This window comes from Brevibacillus parabrevis, from assembly GCF_003710905.1.
In the GTDB taxonomy this organism is placed as follows: Bacteria; Bacillota; Bacilli; order Brevibacillales; family Brevibacillaceae; genus Brevibacillus; species Brevibacillus parabrevis.
This window is the reverse complement of the sequence record NZ_RHHV01000027.1, coordinates 1-20,414: the sequence shown is the minus strand read 5'-3', so window position 1 is coordinate 20,414 and position 20,414 is coordinate 1. Positions and strand designations below refer to the sequence as shown.

Annotated in this window: 18 protein-coding genes; 1 reads left to right on the top strand and 17 read right to left on the bottom strand. The window is 55.7% G+C overall.

The annotated features are described in order from the left end of the window. Nucleotides 1-11: 11 nt before the first annotated feature. From EDM60_RS27310 to EDM60_RS27285, 6 genes are all read right to left on the bottom strand, one after another. Nucleotides 12-1,160 carry a DHHW family protein gene (locus EDM60_RS27310; protein WP_233454208.1) on the bottom strand — a complete coding sequence of 383 codons (1,149 nt, stop codon included), beginning with the start codon at nt 1,158-1,160 and terminating at the stop codon, nt 12-14. A 14-nt stretch (nt 1,161-1,174) separates the two neighbouring features. Beyond that, nucleotides 1,175-2,581: an MBOAT family O-acyltransferase gene (locus tag EDM60_RS27305; RefSeq protein WP_122966781.1), complete on the bottom strand. Its 1,407-nt coding sequence runs from the start codon at nt 2,579-2,581 to the stop codon at nt 1,175-1,177. Nucleotides 2,582-2,624: 43 nt separating this feature from the next. Continuing rightward, a complete protein-coding gene (locus EDM60_RS27300; RefSeq protein WP_122966780.1) occupies nt 2,625-3,293 on the bottom strand; it encodes a GDSL-type esterase/lipase family protein in 669 nt (222 codons plus the stop codon). Between the two features lie 180 nt (nt 3,294-3,473). Further along, nucleotides 3,474-5,276, bottom strand: coding sequence for a sensor histidine kinase (locus EDM60_RS27295; protein WP_122966779.1), 1,803 nt, complete (start codon nt 5,274-5,276; stop codon nt 3,474-3,476). Further along, nucleotides 5,273-5,950 carry a response regulator transcription factor gene (locus EDM60_RS27290; protein ID WP_122966778.1) on the bottom strand — a complete coding sequence of 226 codons (678 nt, stop codon included), beginning with the start codon at nt 5,948-5,950 and terminating at the stop codon, nt 5,273-5,275. Before EDM60_RS27290 ends, EDM60_RS27295 begins: the two co-directional genes overlap by 4 nt. A 36-nt stretch (nt 5,951-5,986) precedes the next feature. Continuing rightward, on the bottom strand, nt 5,987-6,580 hold the full coding sequence (locus EDM60_RS27285) for a TetR/AcrR family transcriptional regulator (protein ID WP_122966777.1): 594 nt from the start codon (nt 6,578-6,580) through the stop codon (nt 5,987-5,989). A 117-nt stretch (nt 6,581-6,697) separates the two neighbouring features. Between EDM60_RS27285 and EDM60_RS27280 the strand changes: the two genes are divergently transcribed. Continuing rightward, the gene (locus tag EDM60_RS27280) at nt 6,698-7,249 is read left to right on the top strand and encodes a hypothetical protein (protein ID WP_122966776.1); all 552 of its coding nucleotides are present in this window, start codon (nt 6,698-6,700) and stop codon (nt 7,247-7,249) included. A 239-nt stretch (nt 7,250-7,488) separates the two neighbouring features. Here the strand turns inward: EDM60_RS27280 and EDM60_RS27270 are convergent, their stop codons facing one another. From EDM60_RS27270 to EDM60_RS27220, 11 genes are all read right to left on the bottom strand, one after another. After that, nucleotides 7,489-8,919, bottom strand: a complete 1,431-nt coding sequence (locus tag EDM60_RS27270) for a zinc-binding metallopeptidase family protein (RefSeq protein WP_122966775.1) — start codon at nt 8,917-8,919, stop codon at nt 7,489-7,491. Between the two features lie 154 nt (nt 8,920-9,073). Further along, on the bottom strand, nt 9,074-9,385 hold the full coding sequence (locus EDM60_RS27265; protein ID WP_122966774.1) for a hypothetical protein: 312 nt from the start codon (nt 9,383-9,385) through the stop codon (nt 9,074-9,076). 22 nt (nt 9,386-9,407) lie between these two features. Continuing rightward, nucleotides 9,408-9,635, bottom strand: coding sequence for a hypothetical protein (locus EDM60_RS27260; RefSeq protein ID WP_122966773.1), 228 nt, complete (start codon nt 9,633-9,635; stop codon nt 9,408-9,410). Between the two features lie 129 nt (nt 9,636-9,764). Then, a complete protein-coding gene (locus EDM60_RS27255; RefSeq protein ID WP_122966772.1) occupies nt 9,765-11,015 on the bottom strand; it encodes a cysteine desulfurase-like protein in 1,251 nt (416 codons plus the stop codon). A 28-nt stretch (nt 11,016-11,043) separates the two neighbouring features. Beyond that, on the bottom strand, nt 11,044-11,760 hold the full coding sequence (locus EDM60_RS27250; protein ID WP_122966771.1) for an aspartate/glutamate racemase family protein: 717 nt from the start codon (nt 11,758-11,760) through the stop codon (nt 11,044-11,046). 41 nt (nt 11,761-11,801) lie between these two features. Next, nucleotides 11,802-13,379: a hydantoinase/oxoprolinase N-terminal domain-containing protein gene (locus EDM60_RS27245; RefSeq protein WP_122966770.1), complete on the bottom strand. Its 1,578-nt coding sequence runs from the start codon at nt 13,377-13,379 to the stop codon at nt 11,802-11,804. After that, a complete protein-coding gene (locus tag EDM60_RS27240; protein ID WP_122966769.1) occupies nt 13,376-14,473 on the bottom strand; it encodes a DUF917 domain-containing protein in 1,098 nt (365 codons plus the stop codon). The genes EDM60_RS27245 and EDM60_RS27240 overlap by 4 nt, the downstream gene beginning before the upstream one ends. A gap of 25 nt (nt 14,474-14,498) precedes the next feature. Further along, the gene (locus tag EDM60_RS27235; RefSeq protein ID WP_122966768.1) at nt 14,499-15,824 is read right to left on the bottom strand and encodes a purine-cytosine permease family protein; all 1,326 of its coding nucleotides are present in this window, start codon (nt 15,822-15,824) and stop codon (nt 14,499-14,501) included. 486 nt (nt 15,825-16,310) lie between these two features. Further along, entirely contained in the window at nt 16,311-17,684 is a 1,374-nt protein-coding gene (locus tag EDM60_RS27230) for a hydantoinase/oxoprolinase N-terminal domain-containing protein (protein ID WP_122966767.1), read from the bottom strand. 3 nt (nt 17,685-17,687) lie between these two features. Then, nucleotides 17,688-18,797: a DUF917 domain-containing protein gene (locus tag EDM60_RS27225; protein ID WP_122966766.1), complete on the bottom strand. Its 1,110-nt coding sequence runs from the start codon at nt 18,795-18,797 to the stop codon at nt 17,688-17,690. A gap of 58 nt (nt 18,798-18,855) precedes the next feature. Further along, complete coding sequence (locus EDM60_RS27220) at nt 18,856-20,271, bottom strand: sigma-54 interaction domain-containing protein (RefSeq protein ID WP_122966765.1); 1,416 nt, start codon at nt 20,269-20,271, stop codon at nt 18,856-18,858. Nucleotides 20,272-20,414: the final 143 nt, after the last annotated feature.

The window sequence follows — 20,414 nt, the reverse complement described above, 5'->3', positions numbered from 1 at the left end:
TTCCCTCCCGTTTATTGCCCTTGTCCTGCCAAAGCGAGGATGGACGGATCTTCCGCAAACGTCTGCACATTGTAGAGCAGCAGCATGTCGCTGTACTGCTGCTCGCGGGCGAGCCGGGAAACATCTCCCTCGTAATAGCGCAGGTCGACGACGGCGATTTCCGCAAAGTGCGGCACGAGAAATGGCAGCAGGCTGTTGGCATACGAGTCTTTGACGACGAGCAGCTTCCTTTTCGCCTGATTGTCCGAGCGAATGTGGAGCAGGCCGTGGTTGCCGCCGAGAAAGACGGCGTACTTGTCTTTGCGCTTGAGCTGATCCAGCTCGTACAACGAATGGGACTGCCGCTGTTCGTCCACGAACTCGACGCTGTACGTTTGCGCCGCGCGCGGAACATACAGTTCGATGCTGTCCGGCTGCACATGTCTGTAGCCGCTTTTGGAATAGAGCGAGCCGTAAAACGCGTCCGACCCTGTCTCTATCCGAAAGTCTTCCTCGTTCTGCGGTTCCAGGCCCATTTGCCTTGCCAACGTCTGGTAGGCATAAAAAGCGCCCTTCGTCGTCCAGTGATGGTCTGTCTTGTAAAAAATCGCCTGTTTTCGCTGCGCAGCCAGCGCCGGATACACATCTACAAACGCAATTCTCTCGTCCAGAAGCTGCCTGATCTCGTCCCGGTAGACAAGCTCTCCGCTGCCGGAGACGTAAAGCGGCAGCTTGTCGGCCAGCACGCTTTGCGCCGTCGGGACGAGCATCACGTATGTGCGCAGGCTGGGCACTGCATCAGCAAACGCATGGATCGCCGCGGCTTTCGCCTCTGCGTCGCCGGACGCGGGCGGCGTGAATTTTTGCAGCAAAAATCCGTCCCGCCCCAGGTAAACGCCATGCCGCTCCACTTTGCCCAGCACGCTCTCCACCTCCGAGCGCAGCCCGACCCAAAACTCACGGGCCGCAAACTGGTCGGCGACGTACTTCTCCACCTCGGTCGCGAGCTTTCCTGTGACCAAGCTGTGCACGGAAAACATCGGGAGCTGCTTCAAGCTGCGATTTTCCGCTTCGGAAAACGACTGGTCGGGCGCGAGCAGGTTCCAGCCGAGAATCCCGCCGGTAAAAGCGACCAATAGCAGGGCGACCAGAGGCCCTTCCCACGGATTGGCTTTGTTCACAATCACCACATCCTTCAAAAACGAAAATATAAGAATGGATTGTACGTCTCATCGACCAAAAAAGCCGTAGACAGCAGCAACAGCCCGATATGCACGGCCGCCGCCACAGCCCCGCCCAGCAAGTGCCGCCTGTCTCTGAGCAGCGCTGCTGCCTTTTCTGGAAGCGGCGTCGAGCAAATTGCCAGCACAAGCAGCAAGAGCCAATTCGTCGACCAGTAGTAGAGCGCCTGGTTGTCCATGAAGCCTTGTCCCGCAAAGCCGAACATCGCCCGCAGGAACTGCCAGGCCACAGGCAGGCTCGCGCATTCGAAAAATACCCAGCCGATCAGCACGACCACAAGCGTGTAGACGTACCCGACAGCGGCATGCACCTTTTGCAACAAGCGCAGGAGCAACCATTTTTCCAGGATGATGAACAGCCCGAAATACACCCCCCAGATGACGAAGTTCCAGCTTGCCCCATGCCAAAGTCCGGTCAAAAACCAGACGGCCAGCAAATTCGCAGACTGCCGCAACAGCCCCGCGCGGTTGCCGCCAAGCGGAATGTACACGTACTCCCGGAACCAGCTCCCTAGCGAAATGTGCCATCTGCGCCAAAACTCCGAAATGCTTTTGGACATGTACGGATAGCGAAAGTTTCCCATAAAGTCAAAGCCGAACATTTTCCCCAGTCCGCGCGCCATATCCGAGTAGCCGCTGAAGTCAAAGTAAATCTGGAAGGCAAAGGCGACGATGCCGAGCCAGGCGAGAAAAGTCGTCAGCTCGTCGGGCGGCGTCGCTTTCACGTCAGACCACAGCAGCCCGATGTTATTGGCGAGCAGCACTTTTTTCGCCAGTCCTCTGACCAACAGCGCTGCCCCTTCGCCGAATTGCCCGAATGTCACCGTGCGGGCGACAAGTTGCCTCGCGATCTCGCCGTATTGAATGATCGGTCCCGCCACGAGCTGCGGAAACATCGCCACGTACAGCCCGAAGGACAGCATGTTTTTTTGCGCGGCTACCTTGCCCCGGTACACGTCCACGATGTAGGACATTGTCTGAAACGTATAAAAGGAAATGCCGACAGGCAGCGGCAGCTCTGGCACAGACAACGAAAGCCCCAGCCACTGGTTGAGGTTGTCTGCGACAAACCCGGCGTACTTGAAAAACCCGAGCACCCCCAAGCTCCCGGCGAGCGAGAACAAGAGAATCGCCCTGGCTACTCCCCTTCGCTCCCTGAACTTGTCGAGCAATAAACCATTGGCATAATCAAACGCCGTGGAAGCGAGCATGAGAAACACGTACACAGGCTCGCCCCATGCGTAAAACACCAGGCTTGCCGCGAACAACACCGCATTTTTCAGCCGCGCAGGCGCTATATAATAAAGCAGCAATGTAAGCGGCAAAAAGTAAAAGAAAAACAACAGACTGCTAAAAACCAACGCTCGTTCCCTCCCTGCCCGCAACGCTCGGCAGACGCGCCTGTCAGTTCAGGCGGTCTTTCAAGTAATCGAGCAGCAGCCTGTAGTATTTGCCCTTGAAGTGAATCCCGTCTGTATCGTACAAGTCTTCGTTGCCAGCAACCAGCGGAGACACGTCGACGAACTCCACGCCGTGCTTGGCCGCCAGCTCCTGCAACCCTTTGTTGTACGCTGCAATGTTGCGATAGCGCGGCTCCTGTTTCTCTGCCTCCGCCGTTACGGGAGTCACGGACAAGATCGTCAGCTTCGCCTGGGGCAGCTTTTCCTTGAGACTGTCGATCAGCTTGGCGTAATGCTTGTACGAATAGCTCACGGGATCGTCTGTCGGCCAGAGGATGTCATCTGATCCCAATTGGATGAAAATACGCTCAGGCTTGCGCTTGGCGATCTCCTCGACATCCTCCAGCGCAAATTCAGCCGTTTTGCCTGCCCCTGCCGCTACATTCGCCTCATCCAAAACATCGTGGAAGGACAAGCCTTCCGTGATCGAATCGCCGAGAAATACGCTTGTTTGAAACAACGACCGATACGTCGGCTCCGCTGTCTGCCCTGCGGCTGTTCCCGCGCTTCCTCGCTCGGCAGGCTTGGGCTGCTCTGCCTGTTGATTTCCGCATGCGGCAAGCGACAACCCGATGCTCCCTGCCAACAACATGACCAAAGCTTGTTTTTTCATGATTCTCTCCCTCTCTTTTTGAAAATGACGCGCAATGCGCAATGCAATGCTTGCCTTGTCTACCCAAAGAGCGTACAGGGCCGAGATCAAGATCAGATGCAGAACAAATCGACGCGGCGTAAAAAATGGATAAAAACGACCAGAACAAAAAAGCGCAGAAACGTGTTCTGCGCTTGAATGCTATTCGTTTTTCGGGAGCAGGAAGAAAAACTCGACGCCTTCCTCCGTATTGCACACGCCGAACGGCACGTCATGCAGCTCCAATATTTTTTTGCAAATAGCCAGCCCGAGTCCGGTTCCTCCCGTGGAACGCTGGCGGGACGGCTCTCCGCGGTAAAAGCGATCCCAGATTTTTTCCAGTTGTTCCTCGGGAATACGGCTGCCTTTGTTTTCGATGCTGACTCGTGCCATCCGGCCCTCGTCGCGGATGGACACGACGACGACTTCCCCTTCCGGCGTATAGCGAATGGCATTGGTCAGGAAATTGACGACGACTTGCTCGATGCGCAGTTGATTGGCGACTGCCACAACAGGCACAAGCTGTTTGTGCAGATGCAGTTGTTTGCCCTCGATGTCCGGGCGCAGCTTGTCGCAAACCTGCTCGATCACCTCGTGCAGCGCAAACGGCTCCCGCTGCATCTTGTACGTTCCTGATTCGTACTTCGCCAGTTCCAGCATGTCGATGATCAGCAAGTCCATCCTGTTCACTTCTTTTTCCATCGCCTCGAAGTAGTAGTCCTTTTTATGGCTCGCGACCCCGTCCTTGACGATCGACAGACAGCTCTGGATTACCGACAGCGGCGTTTTCAGCTCATGCGATACGCCTGCGATAAATTCCTTGCGCGTATGCTCCAGCTGCTTTTCTTTTTCGATATCCTGTTGAAGCTGCTCGATGTAGGCGTGCAGCCGCTCCGAGAGCTGGTTGATGCTGCGCGAGAGGTCGCCGATCTCGTCATGGGAGACGACGGGAATTTTCTCGGAGAAATCAAGGCTGGCCATCTTTTTCGTCGTCTGGTTGATCGCAAGCAGCGGACGGGCAATTTGCTTCGAATAGTAGAAGGAACTGAGCAGAATGAGCAGGAGCACAAACAGGATGAGATACACGTAGTAATCCTCGATCATGCTGATCGCCTCATCTACAGGCTGCAACGATGTCATGGCAAAAAGGTAAATCGGCTGCTCGTTCGCGTAATGCACAGGCTGGACGAACAATTGGTACGAGATCGCGTTTTCTGCGACCTGATACGTCAGCGGTCCTGCTGGCTTCGCCTTTTCCGGATTCACCAGCAAGTCCGCCTGAAACTGCTTGATCCGGTCGACAAAGGCCGGATTGCTGTACAAAAAGCGCGGCGTTTCCCCCTGGTCCGGGAGGTGCGCCTGCGTGATGGTCCCGTAGAGCAGCCTATTTGGAAATTCTTCGCTCTTCTCGGCTGGATTGGGGTTTTTCGAGATGATCTCGTGCTCTTTTTTCACAAAATATTTATTCTCGAACCAGACTTTGTCGTACTCCACTTCGAGCCGATACGGAACCAGCTCCTCGCCGCTCTGAAACACATCGATGGCGACCATCTCGCCCGGACGCAGGAAGCGGCTACGCTGGTACAGGTCTTCTGCGTTCAAGAGGCCGTACAGCGGAAGGACCAATGTCCGATTGGCAAAAGGGTTGCCCTTTTCCGGGAACAGCCTGACTTCGACGGAAAAATCGGCCGCATCGCGAATGTTGCCGAGCTGATCGAGCGTGGTGACCCATGTGTTGTGCTGGCGGTAAAACTGTTGCTCCAGTTGCCGGACAGCTTCGATATCGTTGCGCTTTTGGGCGTACTCCTGCTCAAACGCCTGCAAGCTTGCCTGCACGTCCGCGACTTTTTGGTTGATGTAAAACTGCTTGAAAAAAACGGTCTGTCCCACGTAAATCACGGCGAGGATCAGGACGCACAAAGCAGTCGTCCAGATGAACAGCTTGGTGACAACACTGCTTTTCATGCCCGCTCCTCGAACTTGTACCCGGACCGGACAACGGTGACGATACAGGACGCCTTCTCTTCCAGCTTGGCGCGCAAATTGCGAATGTGGCTGTTCACGGTGCGATCGTCTCCGGCAAAGTCGTACCCCCATATTTTCGTAATCAGTTGCTCCCGGGACACAATCATGCCTTTATGCTTCAGCAAATAAGCGAGGATTTCAAACTCCGTGTGCGTCAAATCAACCTGCTTCTCCCCGATTGCCACTGTGCGCGAAGAAAAGTCGATCGTGATGCCGCTGCCAGACAGGCGCTCGCCCGCCGGAGCCAAAAAAGCCTCTCTCTCCAGCAGCCGTTTGGCCCGCGCCAGCAAAACAGGCGGGCTGTACGGTTTGGTGACGTAATCGTCAGCGCCCAGCTCAAACCCGAAGAGCGTGTCATCCTCGTCAGCGCGAGCCGTCAGCATAATAATCGGCACACGGGATATTTTGCGGATGCGCTGGCAGACCGACCAGCCGTCCAGCTCCGGCAGCATGATGTCCAAAATTATCAGGTGGACGTCGTGCGCCTGAAACAGCGCCAGCGCTTCTTTGCCGTCTGCCGCTTCCAGCACCGCATAGCCTTCGTTTTCGAAGTAATCCTTCATGATTTCCCGCAAAATCGGTTCGTCTTCGACTATCAGGATGTTTTTGTTCATGTCTGTTCTCCCCGTGTCATGTTTACCTGACATGGCTCAATCTTCCGTTGCCATCAGCGCTGACAAGTGATGAATCAGCACGCGCTCTACCTTCGGCCCGTCCAGGCGCTGCGGTTCGAGATAGGCGTGCAGCGCAAGCCCGTCGACCAAGGCGTAGAGCCGCTCTGTCTCCATTTCCTTGTCGATGTTCGCAGGCAGCAGTCCGGACTGCTCGGCATAGTCCATAAGCTTTTGCAAGCCGGGGTAAATGCCGTCATACTGCGCGTCCAATCCGCCCGGCTTATGGCGAAAGTAGGCGGTAAAGGCAAACCAGACCTCCATTTCCGCCATCTTTTCCTGATTGGTAGGCACAAGCTCCAGAATCGTTTTGATAAACTTCTCTCTCGGCGGCAAATCAAGCGAAATAATCTCGCGGATGCGAGCCGTCGCCCTCTCCTTCACGAGCTTCAACGAATACGCCAGCAGCTCGTCCTGCGTGCTGAAATAATGCCGCAGCGCACCTAGCGACAGCCCTGCCTCTGCCGCGATATTGCGAACCGTCGCTCCCTCCATTCCCCGCTCGCTGATGACCCGCCAGGTCGCTTCGGCTATTTGTTCTCTTCGTTTTTCGTGATCGATTTGTTTTGGCATAGCTGTATTTTACCAAGCCCGAACAGGACGAGCAATTAAACAATACACTTGTATTAAATAAAAACAGGTGATAAAATCTTTTTACAATACATTTGTATTAAAAAGGAGAGCGTGAACGTGAACTGGATCGCGTGGATGATCGTTGCCTGTGAAATTGGTTTTTGGGTCGTGATTGCCCTCGGATTGGCCGTGCGGTATGGCTTGGGAAAAGAGCGGCTGGGGCTTTTCATCCTGGCGCTGACTCCCGTGGTCGACCTCGTTTTGCTGGCCGTGACCAGCGTGGACTTGTACCGGGGCGCGACTGCGACCATGGCTCATGCGCTGGCTGCTGTCTATATCGGCGTGTCGATCGCTTTTGGCAAAGGCATGATTCGCTGGGCGGACGACAAGTTTTTGTCCTATGTAAAAAAGCAGCCACTGGCGAAAAAGCCGAAGCTGTACGGGATGGCTTACGCCAGGTCGTATGCCAAAGGCTGGTTCAAGCACGTCTTCGCCTACCTCATCGGGGCGGGGCTGCTGCTCGCGATGATCTTTTTTGTCGGAGATGCCTCGCGGACCGGAGCTTTGGAGCGGGCGATACTGCAATGGGCGGTCGTGCTCGGCATTGACCTTTTGATTACCGTCAGCTTTTTCGTCTGGCCCAAACGGAGCAAAAGCGCCAGCTCGTGACCGTAAAGATATAACCGTCGACGCCCAGGCAAAAGCCAAAGCCGGGCTGGCACAAATACGATGATGCAGGGACAGCGAAACCAGTGTGCGTAGCACTGGGGCGCTGTTCCTTTTTGACATAAAAGCCACGCCAATGTCCGGCCGGAGCTTTTGGATGCGCCGCGCAAGCAAAAATGGCCTGTCGGCAAATACCCCGGATACGGCTACGCTCCGGACAGAAGATAGAAAACCAGCTTCCCTTACCAGATGCCAAACGATTCAGGCTCCACCTTGCCGATCTTGTCCACGCTGGTTTTATCCAGTTCCATCATCAGTTTGGCGAATGTTTCGATTTGCTCGTACATCAGCTCTCCGTCGATTTTGTCTGCCTCGGCATGATCCGGGGCCGTGCACAAATAATCGGGGCCAGGGATGAGCGACACTGTCGGAATCCCTTCCTGAAAAAGCGGCTGGCCTTCGCCAAAATAAATGCGATTGCGCGGGCGCAACAAGACTGTCCGCACCTTTTTCCGTCCCTGCAAAGCTTGCAAGTACAACGCCGCAAGCTCTTTGTTCGCCGTATAAACCAGCTCCGGCGCAATACGGCCTGTCGGCAAAAAGTCTGTCTTGTCCCGATTGTCGCTCCATTCCATGCAGCCCAAATGCTCCAGGGTCAGCCCTGCCACCGCACGGGCGTGGCCCTCTTTGCCCTCCCACAGCTCAGGATGATCGCGCAACCAGCGGGATGTCGCCTGACGATGGTTCAGTCCGAATTGCTCAAGCTGGAAGTGACCCGTCACGAATACAAACAACATCGTTCGTTCGGGCTTCTCCGCTTGATTCCGCAAAAAATGCATCATAGCCAGCATGCCCAGGCCGCCATTTTCCTCGATTCCATTCGGCCCATCCGTATGCGTGTTGACCAGGATGACCTCCTTGTCCGTTTTTCCGGGAACGACTGCATAAATCGTCTCGCTCGCAGCCTGTTCCTGCAAACTGGCGGACAACGTCAACCTCGCTCTCTTCTTTTTCGAGATGCCTTCTAGTAGAGCTTCTCTCGCCTCGCGATCGACCCACACGCCGGGAAGCCCCTGATAGTCATTGCCAAAAGGCAAGTATTGGTCACGCGCATTTGCCGTGGATATATTTCGCCAGATGCCAATCACTGCCAAGGCGCCTGCTTCTGTCGCTTTTTTCAAATCCGGCACGCCAAGAAACGATTGCAAGACCGGATTTTGCAGGAAAAAAGACAGCTTCGCGTCGTCGGGAAACACGGCGCGCTGTTTCATCAAAAGTGTCGTGGGCAAAGGCCACACCGCTACCTCGACGACTGCAATCTTTCCCCGCGCATGCTTGTAGCTGCCTTTTCCTTTGCCGCAATAAACAAGCTCTCCTTCTATTCCTTGCGAAGAAGTCATGCCTGAATACGGATAAATCGAGGCGACGCGGATTTCTTGCTCCGTTCCGTCAGCCGCCAACAGGTGCAGATTTGCTTGCTCTGCCTCCCACTTTTGAAAGTAGTGCCGATCTGTTTCAACTTGATAGCCGATGGCCGTGATTTGTTCCCGCAAAAATTCGATAAAACGCTGATGCGCAGCCGTTCCCGTCAACCTCGGCCCGAGCTGGTTCATGTACGCTTGCCAACCTGCGATTGTCGCGCGATCAGGCAATCCTGCCAAAGACTTGTTCACAAGCACTTCCTCCTTTATGCGCTCTCCGCAAGGTCAGGCTTCAAACAAGCTCTTTGACACGGGTATTGGAAATCCCTTCCACCAAACAAAAAATCCGCCGATGATTGGCGGATGAAAGTGGGCTGTGTACGTGCACGAATCAGCTGAATCTGGACTATCCGTTGAGAATGCCCATGGATTGGATATGCTGCTTCGTTTCCTCTGTCCCGCATTCGTAAATGGCGCGGTATATTTGCGTCAAACAATCGTCGTACAGATCGTTTTCCGCGTCAAAATGATACGGGACAGCCAGGGCATGCCCGCGGATGAACGTGTCAAATTCCGTTTCTGTCCTTTGCTCAAACAAGCTTTTCAAAGCGTGTACTTGCAGGTCTGTCGCCTCGATTTCGAACTCGTAGGCAGAATCGCCCTGATTTTCCATGATTGTCCCTGCCTGAACCGAGACGTAATATCTTTTTTTGTCCATTGTTACTCTCGCCTCCCGAACGCTAGTATACGAGTACGGAAATCAGCAATATCGCGAGCAGCACCGCAAATGCTCCCAGGTAAAACAGCATCCCGACATTCCCGAGTACCTTGTGCTTGACGGTTGTTTCGCTGATGTTGTTGTCCAGTTCTTTCGTCTCCTGGCGTTTGGCGTAGCGTATGGTCCAAAACAGCCCGATCAAAAAAAGCAGGCCAAAAATAGCATAGTAAATCCCTGGGTAGTGGAGCATTCCTTCCCCCCGCTTCCTCTTCTGATGATTATCTATAGTTTGCGGGGTAAGGCTTTTTTTATTCACCGGAATCCGGGTATGCTCCGCGTCGATTCAGCTTGCGCCTACACGCCGATCATTTCTGGAGATTCAGACTTCTTTTCGCGCTCGCACCATTTGCGCAATCCCTTGGGCCAACCGCCGGATTTCTTCTTCCGTATTGTAAGGAGCAATCCCGGCCCGAATCCACCCGCCCTTGTCGGCAAGTCCGGCCAGCTCAGCGAGACGCGAGGCGTAAAAATCGCCGCTCGCGATAAACACGCTATGTTCCTCTGCCATTCGCAAGCACGCTTCTTCCGGGTCGATTCCTTCCAAGCGAAAGGCAATCGTCGGTGTTTTTGGCACATGCGCACCAGCCTGGAACAGCTTCACGCCTGCTGTTTGTTGCAGCTCGCTTCGCAAGACGTCAGCCAGATGGTTTTCATACTTTTCCAGCCGGGAAAAAGCGTCCACCAGCCGTTCGCGGCGGTTGGCACCTGTTCCGAGCGAAGCGATGAAGTCAATCGCCGGGGCGATGCCCGCGATTCCTTCGTGGTTTTGCGTTCCCGTCTCCAGCTTGTCAGGAATGTAGCCCGGCGCTGGAGCGAGTTTGTACGTTTTCAATGACTCGAACAGCGATTGGCGAATGACGGCCATGCCCACATGCGGGCCAAAAAATTTGTAGGCGGAGCACAGCAAAATGTCTGCGCCGAGCTGCTTGCAACTGATCGCCATATGCGGCGCGGCGTGGACGGCATCCACCGCGACGACAGCGCCGACTCTTCGCGCAGCGCGAGCGATCCGCGCCACGTCGTTGATCGTGCCGACCGCATTGGATGCCAATCCGACTGCGACGAGTCGGGTTTTTTCGGTCAAAAGCGTATCCAGCTCCTCGGTGGCAAGCGTCAACGTCTCTGGATCGGCTTTGAGCCACCGGACGAGCACCCCACGGTCCAACGCAGCGGTCAGCCACGGATCGACATTCGCCCGGTGGTCCAGCTCGGAAAGGATGATCTCATCTCCTGGCTGCCAGAAACGGGAAAGCGCACGCGCAATGGCAAAAGCCAAGGTCGTCATGTTCGCGCCAAAAGCGACTTCCTCCGGTGCGGCGTCCAGCAAATCGGCAACCGCTTGCCTGGCGTCGGCAATGATCGCTTCTGTTTCCCGGCTGGTAGGAAACGCTCCGTGCAGATTGGCTCCGCCGTTCTCCATATACCGGAAGACGGCTTGCATGGACGCTGCCACAACTTGCGAGCCGCCCGGCCCATCGAGATAGGCGACGGGCTTGGCCTGGTACGTGCGCTGCAAGGCGGGAAACTGCTCGCGAATTTCTTGCACAGGAAAAGCAGAGGTACGTGTCACTGGCTTTGTCCCCTTTCCAGTCTGCAAATTATTTCCGCCACTTTTGTCTCGGAGGCATGTAGGTCAGCCTGCTTTGCTTGACGCCCATGGCGATCAGGCTTTCCAGCATTTTCGCCGAGGCAAACGACGGATCGATGACAGGCACTTCGTAGCCGTGTTGTTTCAGCCGTTCCTGGAGCGAGGCGGCGACGCCAAGCATTCCCGTGCAGCCAAGCACGAGTCCGTGCGCCTTGTCATCCTCAATCGCCCGCACCATTTCCGCGAACAAGGCGTCTTCCATTTTCGCCTTGTCCACCAAATCCAGCACCGGAATGTCCACATAGCGGACAGATGCGAGCTTGCTGTTGACCCCTGTCGTTTTGCTGACGTTTTCGATCATGTGAATCACATGCGGGAGTACGGTTACAACCGAAAAGCTTTTTCCCAGCATGCTGGCGATGAGCATGGACGACTCCCCTGCTCCCACGACCGGGATGTTTACGACCTCGCGCGCAGCCTTCACGCCCGGATCGGCAAAGCACAAGCTGATGACGCCGGAGCAGCCCTCCTGTTCCGCAGCAATCGCCTTTTCCAGCAGATTCGGGATGCAGAGAGCCTCGTCGTACTCGCCTTCTACGGACGCCGGCCCGTAGTCCAGGTGGCACACGTCTACTTCGACCTGTTTCCCCACATATTGCGCAAACTCCTGCTGCACCTCCTGGTTAAACGTATCCATAATCGTGGGCAATATCACTCTGATCTTCATCCGTCATCCCTCTTTTTTAGTGATGTAGGTTGTTCAGAAGCTTAGTTGCTGTCGCTCGTTTGCAAAACCCCGGCCAGTGTGCCCGCCGCTTTTACCCGGATGCGTGTGGCATTGCCGAGATAAGCGAGCGGAATATCTTCAAATTCCACAATCTCCACCGTCGCTGGATCGGCGCCAGCGGCAATCGCTTCCTCTACGGCAATGCTTTTTGCCTGCTCCAACGTCTCTGCCCGGCCTTTTTCATCCAGGGAAAAGACGCGATCAATCTGTCCGCTGATCTGGGCGATAGCCGCTCCAATCGCGTTGGCAACGCCAGAGTTTTCCGGGCGGATGATCTGCGAAGCGCCTTTGAGCGTATCCGGCAACAAAATGCTGCCGCCCCCGACGAGAATGACCGGCACTGGCTCGCTGCTCGTCTTCATCTTGTCGATCGCTTCCTCGACCATCTCGACCATGCGGCTGTACACCTGTTCAAGCAATGTCCGATCCAGATGCGCTACCTTTTGGGCATCTCCGAGGTTTGCTTTGCCCAGGGCAATGACGACATCTGTCGTCGTCAGCGTATCGCCGCCAAACGCCAGCCCTTTTTGCGGCAGCCGATACCCGACACTGTCAGGCCCGACTGAAAATTGCCCGTCAGCCTGCACGCGGACAATCGTCCCGCCGCCGAGGCCAATCGAGATCAGGTCAGGCATGCGGAAATTCGTCCGTGCGCCGCCGATTTCGACCGCCAGCGAGGACTCGCGCGGAAAAGAATTGACCAGGACGCCGATGTCTGTCGTCGTTCCGCCCACATCCACGACCAGCGCGTTTTCCAGCCCGGACAAGTAGGAAGCGCCGCGAATGCTGTTCGTCGGCCCGCAGCCAATCGTCAGGATCGGGTACTTCATCGCGTACTCGATGCTCATCAATGTTCCGTCGTTCTGCCCGAAAAAGACGCGGGCCTCCACCTGCTCTGCCTTGAGCGCACTCAAAAAGCCCAAAGCCGTTGATTTTGCCACGTTCACAATCGCCGCGTTCAGGATAGTCGCATTTTCCCGCTCCAACAAGCCGACGCTGCCGATTTCATAGGAAAGCGAGATCGGCACGTCATCCCCGAGTACATCGCGGAAAATTTCCGCTGCACGCAGCTCGTGTTCTTTCGATACTGGCGAAAAGACGGAGGTCACCGCTACCGAATCGACTTTGCCTTTGATTTCGCCCGCGATTGCATACAAACGGGCTTCATCCAGCTTGACGATCTCTCTGCCGTCAAATTCATGCCCGCCTGCCACGATGTAGACCCGTTTGCCCAAGTGTCCGCGCAGGTCATCCGGCACGCCTACCAGCGGCTTGATCGCCAGCGTCGCCGGTGCTCCGATGCGAATGACGGCAATCTCGTTCAAATGCTTCCGCTCCACAATCGCGTTGGTGCAATGGGTCGTGCCGAGCATCGCGTACGTGATCTGCTCGCGCGGAACGCCCGAGAGCGCGATCACTTCGCGCATCGCCGCGTAAATCCCGGAACTGACGTCTTCTGTCGTCGAGCATTTCGTCTGGGCCAACACCTGGTAATCTTTGTCCAAAAGAACAGCGTCTGTATGGGTTCCGCCTACGTCGATTCCAATCCGGTACGTCATTTTGCAACACTTCCTTTCCCGACCAGCTCTTCCACCGGAACGTAGTCCGTGTCATAGCGGAAGTAGCGCGGCCCCACTGTTTGAATACCTTTTTCCGTGCGCCATTTCGGGTGGCATGGCATGCCGATGACGACGACACGCGCCCCGTAGCGCAAGCCTTCTGTCGTGATTGGCAAACCTGTCTCCGAGTCGACGACCGCGATCAGGTCGGGAGTGACACAAAGCAGACGCTCTCCCGATTTCGCCAGCAAATGTTCGTTTTGGAAGCGCAGCTCGACCGTCTGGCCTTTGTATTCGCGCAATCCTTCGATATGGGCTGTGCCAAGCGCCCAACCGCCCTCTGTTTTGCGGTGGACGTCCACGACTTTTCCGGCGAACAACTCAAAGCCGTTCGTCAGCTTCAAAACTTCTTGCACCGGGTCAAGATTGGCTTCCTTGGACAAGCGGATGGCGCGGCCGATTTGTTCTTCCAGGCTCAAAATGTCGTGGATGCCGCTATCCTTCAAATTTTTTCCCGACATCGGATAAATCGCGGAGGTCGCCGCGCCGCCTTTTTGCACCGTAACGCTTCTGGCAATCCGCTCTGTCCACGCATTGTCGATCGTGTCCATAATCGTCACATTGCCCTTCTCGTCCGCCAGCACCATCGGCGTAGCAGAGATGCCATCGAGATAAAACGTCGTCATTTGCAGCTCCGGGAAGGCGCGGCCCATGCCGTCCGCATCAATGACAGGCAAGCCGAGCTGAGCGGCCAAAGCCAGCGGAAGCATCGAGTTAATGCCCCCCGCTTCAATCGGATAAGTCGCGAATACTTCTTTTCCGATGTACTTTTCCAGCGCTTTGAATGTTTGGGAAATCTCGTGCCCGGAAGGTATTTTCTCAACCAAAACGGTCGGCGCGCCCATCCCCCCTGACGCCACCACCAGCGCATCGTCCGGGACTTCATCAATAGACAGCAGCGTAATCGGCCCGTGTTCCTCTACAGCTTGCAGGGCCATCAGCTTGCCGATGTACGGATCGCCGCCCCCTCCTGTGCCCAATAAAGCTGCACCGACAGCGATGTCTTCAATTTCTTGCTTACCGATTTTTCTCACGATAATCTCTCCTTTTCTGCAAATGTCAGCCAGCGCGGTTCAAATCTGATTTCGTCAGCTTGGCGTCTGGTGCGGAGCCAAACAGCTTCATGCCCAAGTAGTAGACGATCCCGCTGGCAACGAGCGAATTGATTGACGGGATGCCCCAGTCAAACAAGTAGCCTGTGAAAAAGCCAAGCGCCCACGCCGCAAGCGCAACTGGATTCATCGATTCGCAAGTGTCAGGCAAGGCGCCTCGCTTGCGGCTCTCCTCCAAGACGGCCCGGCTGCGCTTCAAAATGAAGTAGTCGACGACCATGATCCCCGCAATCGGCGGCACCCACACCCCGAGAAAAATCAGGAAGTTGACGAACTGATCCAAAATGCCAAGCACAGACAGCACAGTCCCTACGACACCGACGACCAACGTAATGAAGCCGCGATTGACGTTTTTGCCAAAAATCGAGTCGATAAAATTGGTGATCCCGAGCGATGCCGAGTACAAGTTGATATCGTTGATCTTGACCGTGGCAAACACGACTGTGGCTGCGCCGAGCCAGCCGGACGTCTGCAAGGCAATCGTCACGACGTCGCTGCTTTGGACCGCATGCGCCATGAGCACGGCAATCAGGTTGATTCCGATTTCCCCGATCACAACCGAGATCAAGGTGGACCAGAGGACATCCTTGCCGCTTCGGCAATACCGCGTCATATCGGGAGTGAGTACCGCACCGACCATGAAGCTGCCAGCCACCATCGTCGCCGCTGTGCCCAATGTCAAGGCTGGTCCCGGAGCAGCCGACGCGATCAACTCGCTGAGCGAGTGATTTTCAAACACGTTGTAAATCCCGTAGGCAACCGCGAGCAAAAAGCCTGGCACCGCGATTTTGGCTGTCAACCCGAGCCATTTGAAGCCGAAAACGACGATTGCGGTCACGAACAGCCCCGTCAACGTGGCTGACAGCGGAAAGCCAAGCGCCCCACCCAACGCATCGTTCAGCCCTTGACCGAAGATCGAGTTTTGCACCCCGAACCAGCCAATCGTCGCCACGGCGATCACCAAACCGATCATGCTGGAGCCGTACTTGCCGAATCCGGTCCATCTGGTCAGCATGCTCGTGGACAGCCCTTCCCGCATGCCCGCGATCCCGATCAAAAACGTAATGACCTCCAGCAAAATACATCCCAGCAAGCTCGCCAGTGCCGCATCCCAGAACGTCATTCCGTATCCGAGCGCCGCCCCCAAAATAAACTGACTCAATGATGTAAAAGCCCCGATGCGAATGACCAGGATTTCCCACATCGGCACCCGCGCCTCTTTTGGCACGCGCGTGAGCGAGAAATCGTCTGCCATCTTGGAATGACCCGCCATCACATTCACCCTCCTTCATGTTGTTTGTGTGCCTATCCATCTAATAAGGGAATAAGTGCGAAAAAAGTGTTGCCCGTTGCCCAAAAGTCTTTGTCAGCCTTGCTTCATGCAGCCCTCGCTTTCCTCGATAATGTTGCGGCAGCTCCTTTGACGAATCAGGGATAGAATTTTGTATTATCTGAAAATTTTATAAAAGCAAATCCCATGCCAACCCGTTTTCGCTTATACGCACAAAAAAACAGATGCGAGCTACATTCGCTGCATCTGTTTTTATCATATTTGTAAAAATATAGTTGAAAATTTCGGGAGCAGTCTGGAAAAGCAGCGAAGCTCTCCTTGATGACAAACCGTTATTTCTCTTCATTTCTCATACTTTCTCACATTTTCGCAGTTTTATCACTTTGAGAAAATCGCTTGTGCGAAAAAACGGGGAACGGCCAAGCCCCGCCAGCCGCTTCCTGTCAGCTCTTATCGCTCTCTCCGCTTTTACCGCCTCTGCCCGATCGCCTTCACCCTCATGCGCAAGGCGCGCGTCGGCATATACGAAAGCGGGATCGTCTCTGCCGACTGCACAAACACCGTCTCCGGCACAGCCCCAGCCTGGATCGCAGATCGGATCGCCTCCGCTTTTGCCACCTCGATGATCTGTTCCCGCTTTCCTTCCCCCACCAGCCAGTAAATCCGGTCGACGCTGCCGCTGACGGGCGCTATACATGCGCCAATCGCGCTGGCATGAGGATAAGCAGGCGGGTGAACCACCTCAGACCACGGGTATTTGAAAAAGGCAGCCAAGGCTTCGCTCTCTTGCCCGACGAACACGATCGGAAGCGGCTCGAAGCGCGGCTGAAAACGCTGGATCGCGTGATAGACCGCATCCAGCAAATCATCGTCGACCGCCTCATGCCCGTCGCGCGCAATCAGCGCCGTATCCGGCATCTGCAAATTGAGGCGGATTCCCACCAGCTTTTGATTGCGCCTGCTTTCTTTGGGAAAGCCGCCTTCCAGCACACCGACGCAAACCTTTTCCCGGCTCACATCGACGACGATACAGTCATTCATCCGGGTCAAAAGCGCGGCGCCGCGGAAGCTGTCCGAGATTCTGGCGCCAAACGTGCGGATCGGGTGGCGCAAAGCCGATTCGTACGTGAGCAATGAGCCGTCGCTCTGCGTCAAAAAAATCTCCGCCGCAAGCTTTTGCCTGTCGAGCAGCTCCCGCAAGCCTGACAGCGAGTCGTGCGTAAGCTTTGACAGAGCGGCATTGAGAATCGTCGCGTTTTCCCTTTCCAAAAAGCCGATGCTGCCCAGTTCATGCGACAGAGCCACGGGCCGCTCCTCGCCGCAAATCTCCCTGACCCATTCTGCCACCTGGATTTCATGCGCATGACTGACAGGGGAAAAAGTTCCCGTTATGGCAAAAGCTTCTGCCTGTCCAGCATCCAGGTCGCGCAGCTCCCGCTCGACTTCCGCCCGCGTCAGTTGGCGCAAAGAAACACTTCCATCCAGCTCATGTCCGCCGTATACGTGACAAGAGCTCAGACCGATTGCCTCCTGCAACCGGACAGGGGCACCGTACAGCGGAGGAATCATGCTTTTCGCCTGGCCGATGCGTATGGAGCATACTTTTGCCAGCTTCTTTCCTTCGCGCAGCGCATTTTCAAAGTAGTCCGTCCCGATAATGACATCCGCGATCTGGCTGCTCCACGCTTTGTTTTCCCGCAAGATGGCCTGCAAAACTTCCGCGATGCCGGACAGCATGTCCGGTGAGGTGCGCACCTTGGCAGTCGCGACAATCGCTGCATTTTCATCCATCAGCACGGCATCTGTGTGCAAACCGCTGACGTCAATTCCCAAGCGCAGCATCGCTCACCCGCTCCCTTCCTCGGAAAACCGCTGTTCCACCGGCACGTAGCTGTCTCCTACCCCGAAGTTCCACGGCCCCACGAAATCGAGCATCTTGGGGTGACGGAGGATGATCGGGCACGGGATGGCGATCACCCAGACTTTCATCTGCTTTTCCAATTCGTCGATCATGAGCGGAAGACCGCTGTCTGCTTCCAAAATGCAAATCAGGTCGGGCACAGTGGCAACAATCCGCTCTCCTTGTCTCGCCAGCAAGTATTCACTCTGAAACTCGATCTCGACCTGTTCCGTATGGTGAAAGCCGCTTCCTTCCACCAGCAGCTCTCCGCGCAAAAAGCCGTCCTGCAAATAACGTTGCAGCTCGACGATCCTGCCTTCGATCAGCTTGCAAGGCTTGCCGTAGATCGAGTTTTGCAGTTCCGCCGCCAGACTGCTGTAGACGCGCTGCACGCTGCTTCCTGCCGCCAGTACGCTTTCGCCAATTCGCTTGCACACGGAAAACGTATGATGGATCGCGGCTTCCTGCAACAGCTTGCCTGTCATGGGAAAGCTCGCCAAGGCTACCGAACCGCCCATGTTCGTCATGGAAATCCGCGCCGCCCGCTCGATTTCAATCGTGGACGGATGCAAGTAGCGCTGGCACTTGCCGTTGTCGGCACAGATGATGAACGGCCTGGCTTCGGCTCCAAAAGCGTGAAACGTCGTCATCTGGCACTCGGGAAAAGCCCGGCCCATCCCGTCTGCATCGACCAGCGGCAAGCCCGTCAGCGCTGCCGCCAGTATCGGCGTGATCGCATTGATGCCCCCGATTTCCAGAGCGATCAGCGCCCTTGCCTTGATCTGCTTCTCTTCTTCCAGCAGCCGAAGCGCCATGATCAGCTCATGCCCTGACATCATTTTTTCGTAATGGACAGCGGGCGAGCCCATCATCGACATCGAGACGACCCATGCATCGTCTTGCAGCTCGAAAGGAGAGAGCAGCCGGACCGGGCCGTTGTCGTGAATGGCCTGCTTCGCCATGATTTGCAAAACGGTCGTGTCGCCAGCTCCTCCAGAGCCGAGAAACATCGCTCCGCACGCGATCGAGTCCACGTCTTTTTCCTCCAGATACATGCCACTCTCCACTCCCTCTCGTTGAATATCCTCATGCCCTTGTCAGCGTGGGAGAAGCCTACTTGCGATTGATTTTTTGCAGGCGTCTGTACAGGGTAGCGACGCTAATGCCCAAAAACTCCGCAGCCTTCCGCTTCCCTTCGGTGCTTTTGCCAAATTGCTGGATCGCTTGCAACAGAAGCTGTACCTCCGCTTGCTCGCTTGAATCGCCCAGTCGGATGGGTACAGCGTCTGGCGGGACAGACGCATGCGCAGACGCAGCCACGGACGGCGCTTGCGGCAGGACAGCAAGCGCTTCTTCACTGGTGCGATTCCCGCGAATGATCGCAGGCAAACTGCTGATCGTCACCAGGTCGCCGATCTCCAGGTTTACGATGTATTCCAGCGTGTTTTCCAACTCGCGAATGTTTCCCGGCCAGTGGTAGTCGATCAAACATTTCAACGCCTGGGCGGAAAAGCGCTTCGATTCCTTGCCCAGCTTGTCCGCAAACAGCTTCAAATAGTAGTGGATCAGGTCGTACAGGTCGTCTTTTCGCTCGCGCAACGGCGGTACGTGCAGCGGGATGACGTGCAAGCGGTAGTACAAGTCCTCGCGAAACTGACCGCTGACGATCATCGCGTCGAGATCCTTGTGCGTGGCTGCGATCAACCGGACATCGACAGGGATGCTTTCTGAGCCGCCCACCCGCTCGATTCGCCGCTCCTGCAGGACGCGAAGCAGCTTGGCCTGCAAAAACGGCGGCATATCGCCGATCTCATCGAGAAACAGCGTCCCGTGCAAAGCCAGCTCGAACCGCCCTGCCTTGCCGCCTTTTTTCGCTCCGGTAAAAGCCCCTTCCTCGTAGCCGAACAATTCGCTTTCCAACAAGGCTTCCGGTATCGCCGCGCAGTTGATGGCGACAAACGGCCCGCTGCGGCGCGAGCTGGCATCGTGAATCGACTGGGCGAGCACTTCCTTGCCCGTCCCGCTCTCTCCGCGAATCAGAACCGTCGAATCGCTTTTGGCAATTTTGGCTGCCGAGTCTTTCAGCGCCCGGATCGCCTCGCTGTTTCCGCGAATGTCGGCAAACGTATAGCGCGTGACATACCGCCGATTTTTTTCCTGCTCCGACTCCTTGCGCTGCTCTGTGAACTGCAAGATCGCTCCTTCCGGCTGTTGCCCGATGTACAACGGATGCAGTCGGCAGAGGCAAGGCAGGCGTTTTCCGCTCCCGTCCACAATCTCCACGGGAAAATCGCGCAGCGGCTTGCCCTTTTTCACAAAGTCGAGCAGCTTGGCAGAAGGCGCGAAAGCTTGCAAGTTTTTCGTCAAAAGGACAGCCAGGGAACGTTGCCATACGTGCTCGGCCGCATGATTGGCGTGCATGACGCGACCGTTTGCATCCACAACCAGCACCGGCTGGCCGATGAACGTCAACAGCCCTTCGACTTCTTGCAGCAGCAGTTTTCTGTCCTTGCTCTCCTGTCCTGTCATCCCTGCACTCCCCGTTTACGATATTTTCAGATTTATTATACAGAATAGCTCATGCCACTCCCGTGTTCCAGCAAAAGCCTGCACCAAGTTTTTTCCACGCAAAAAAGCACCGCCATTACGGTGCTGGGACTGACCCCCGTCCG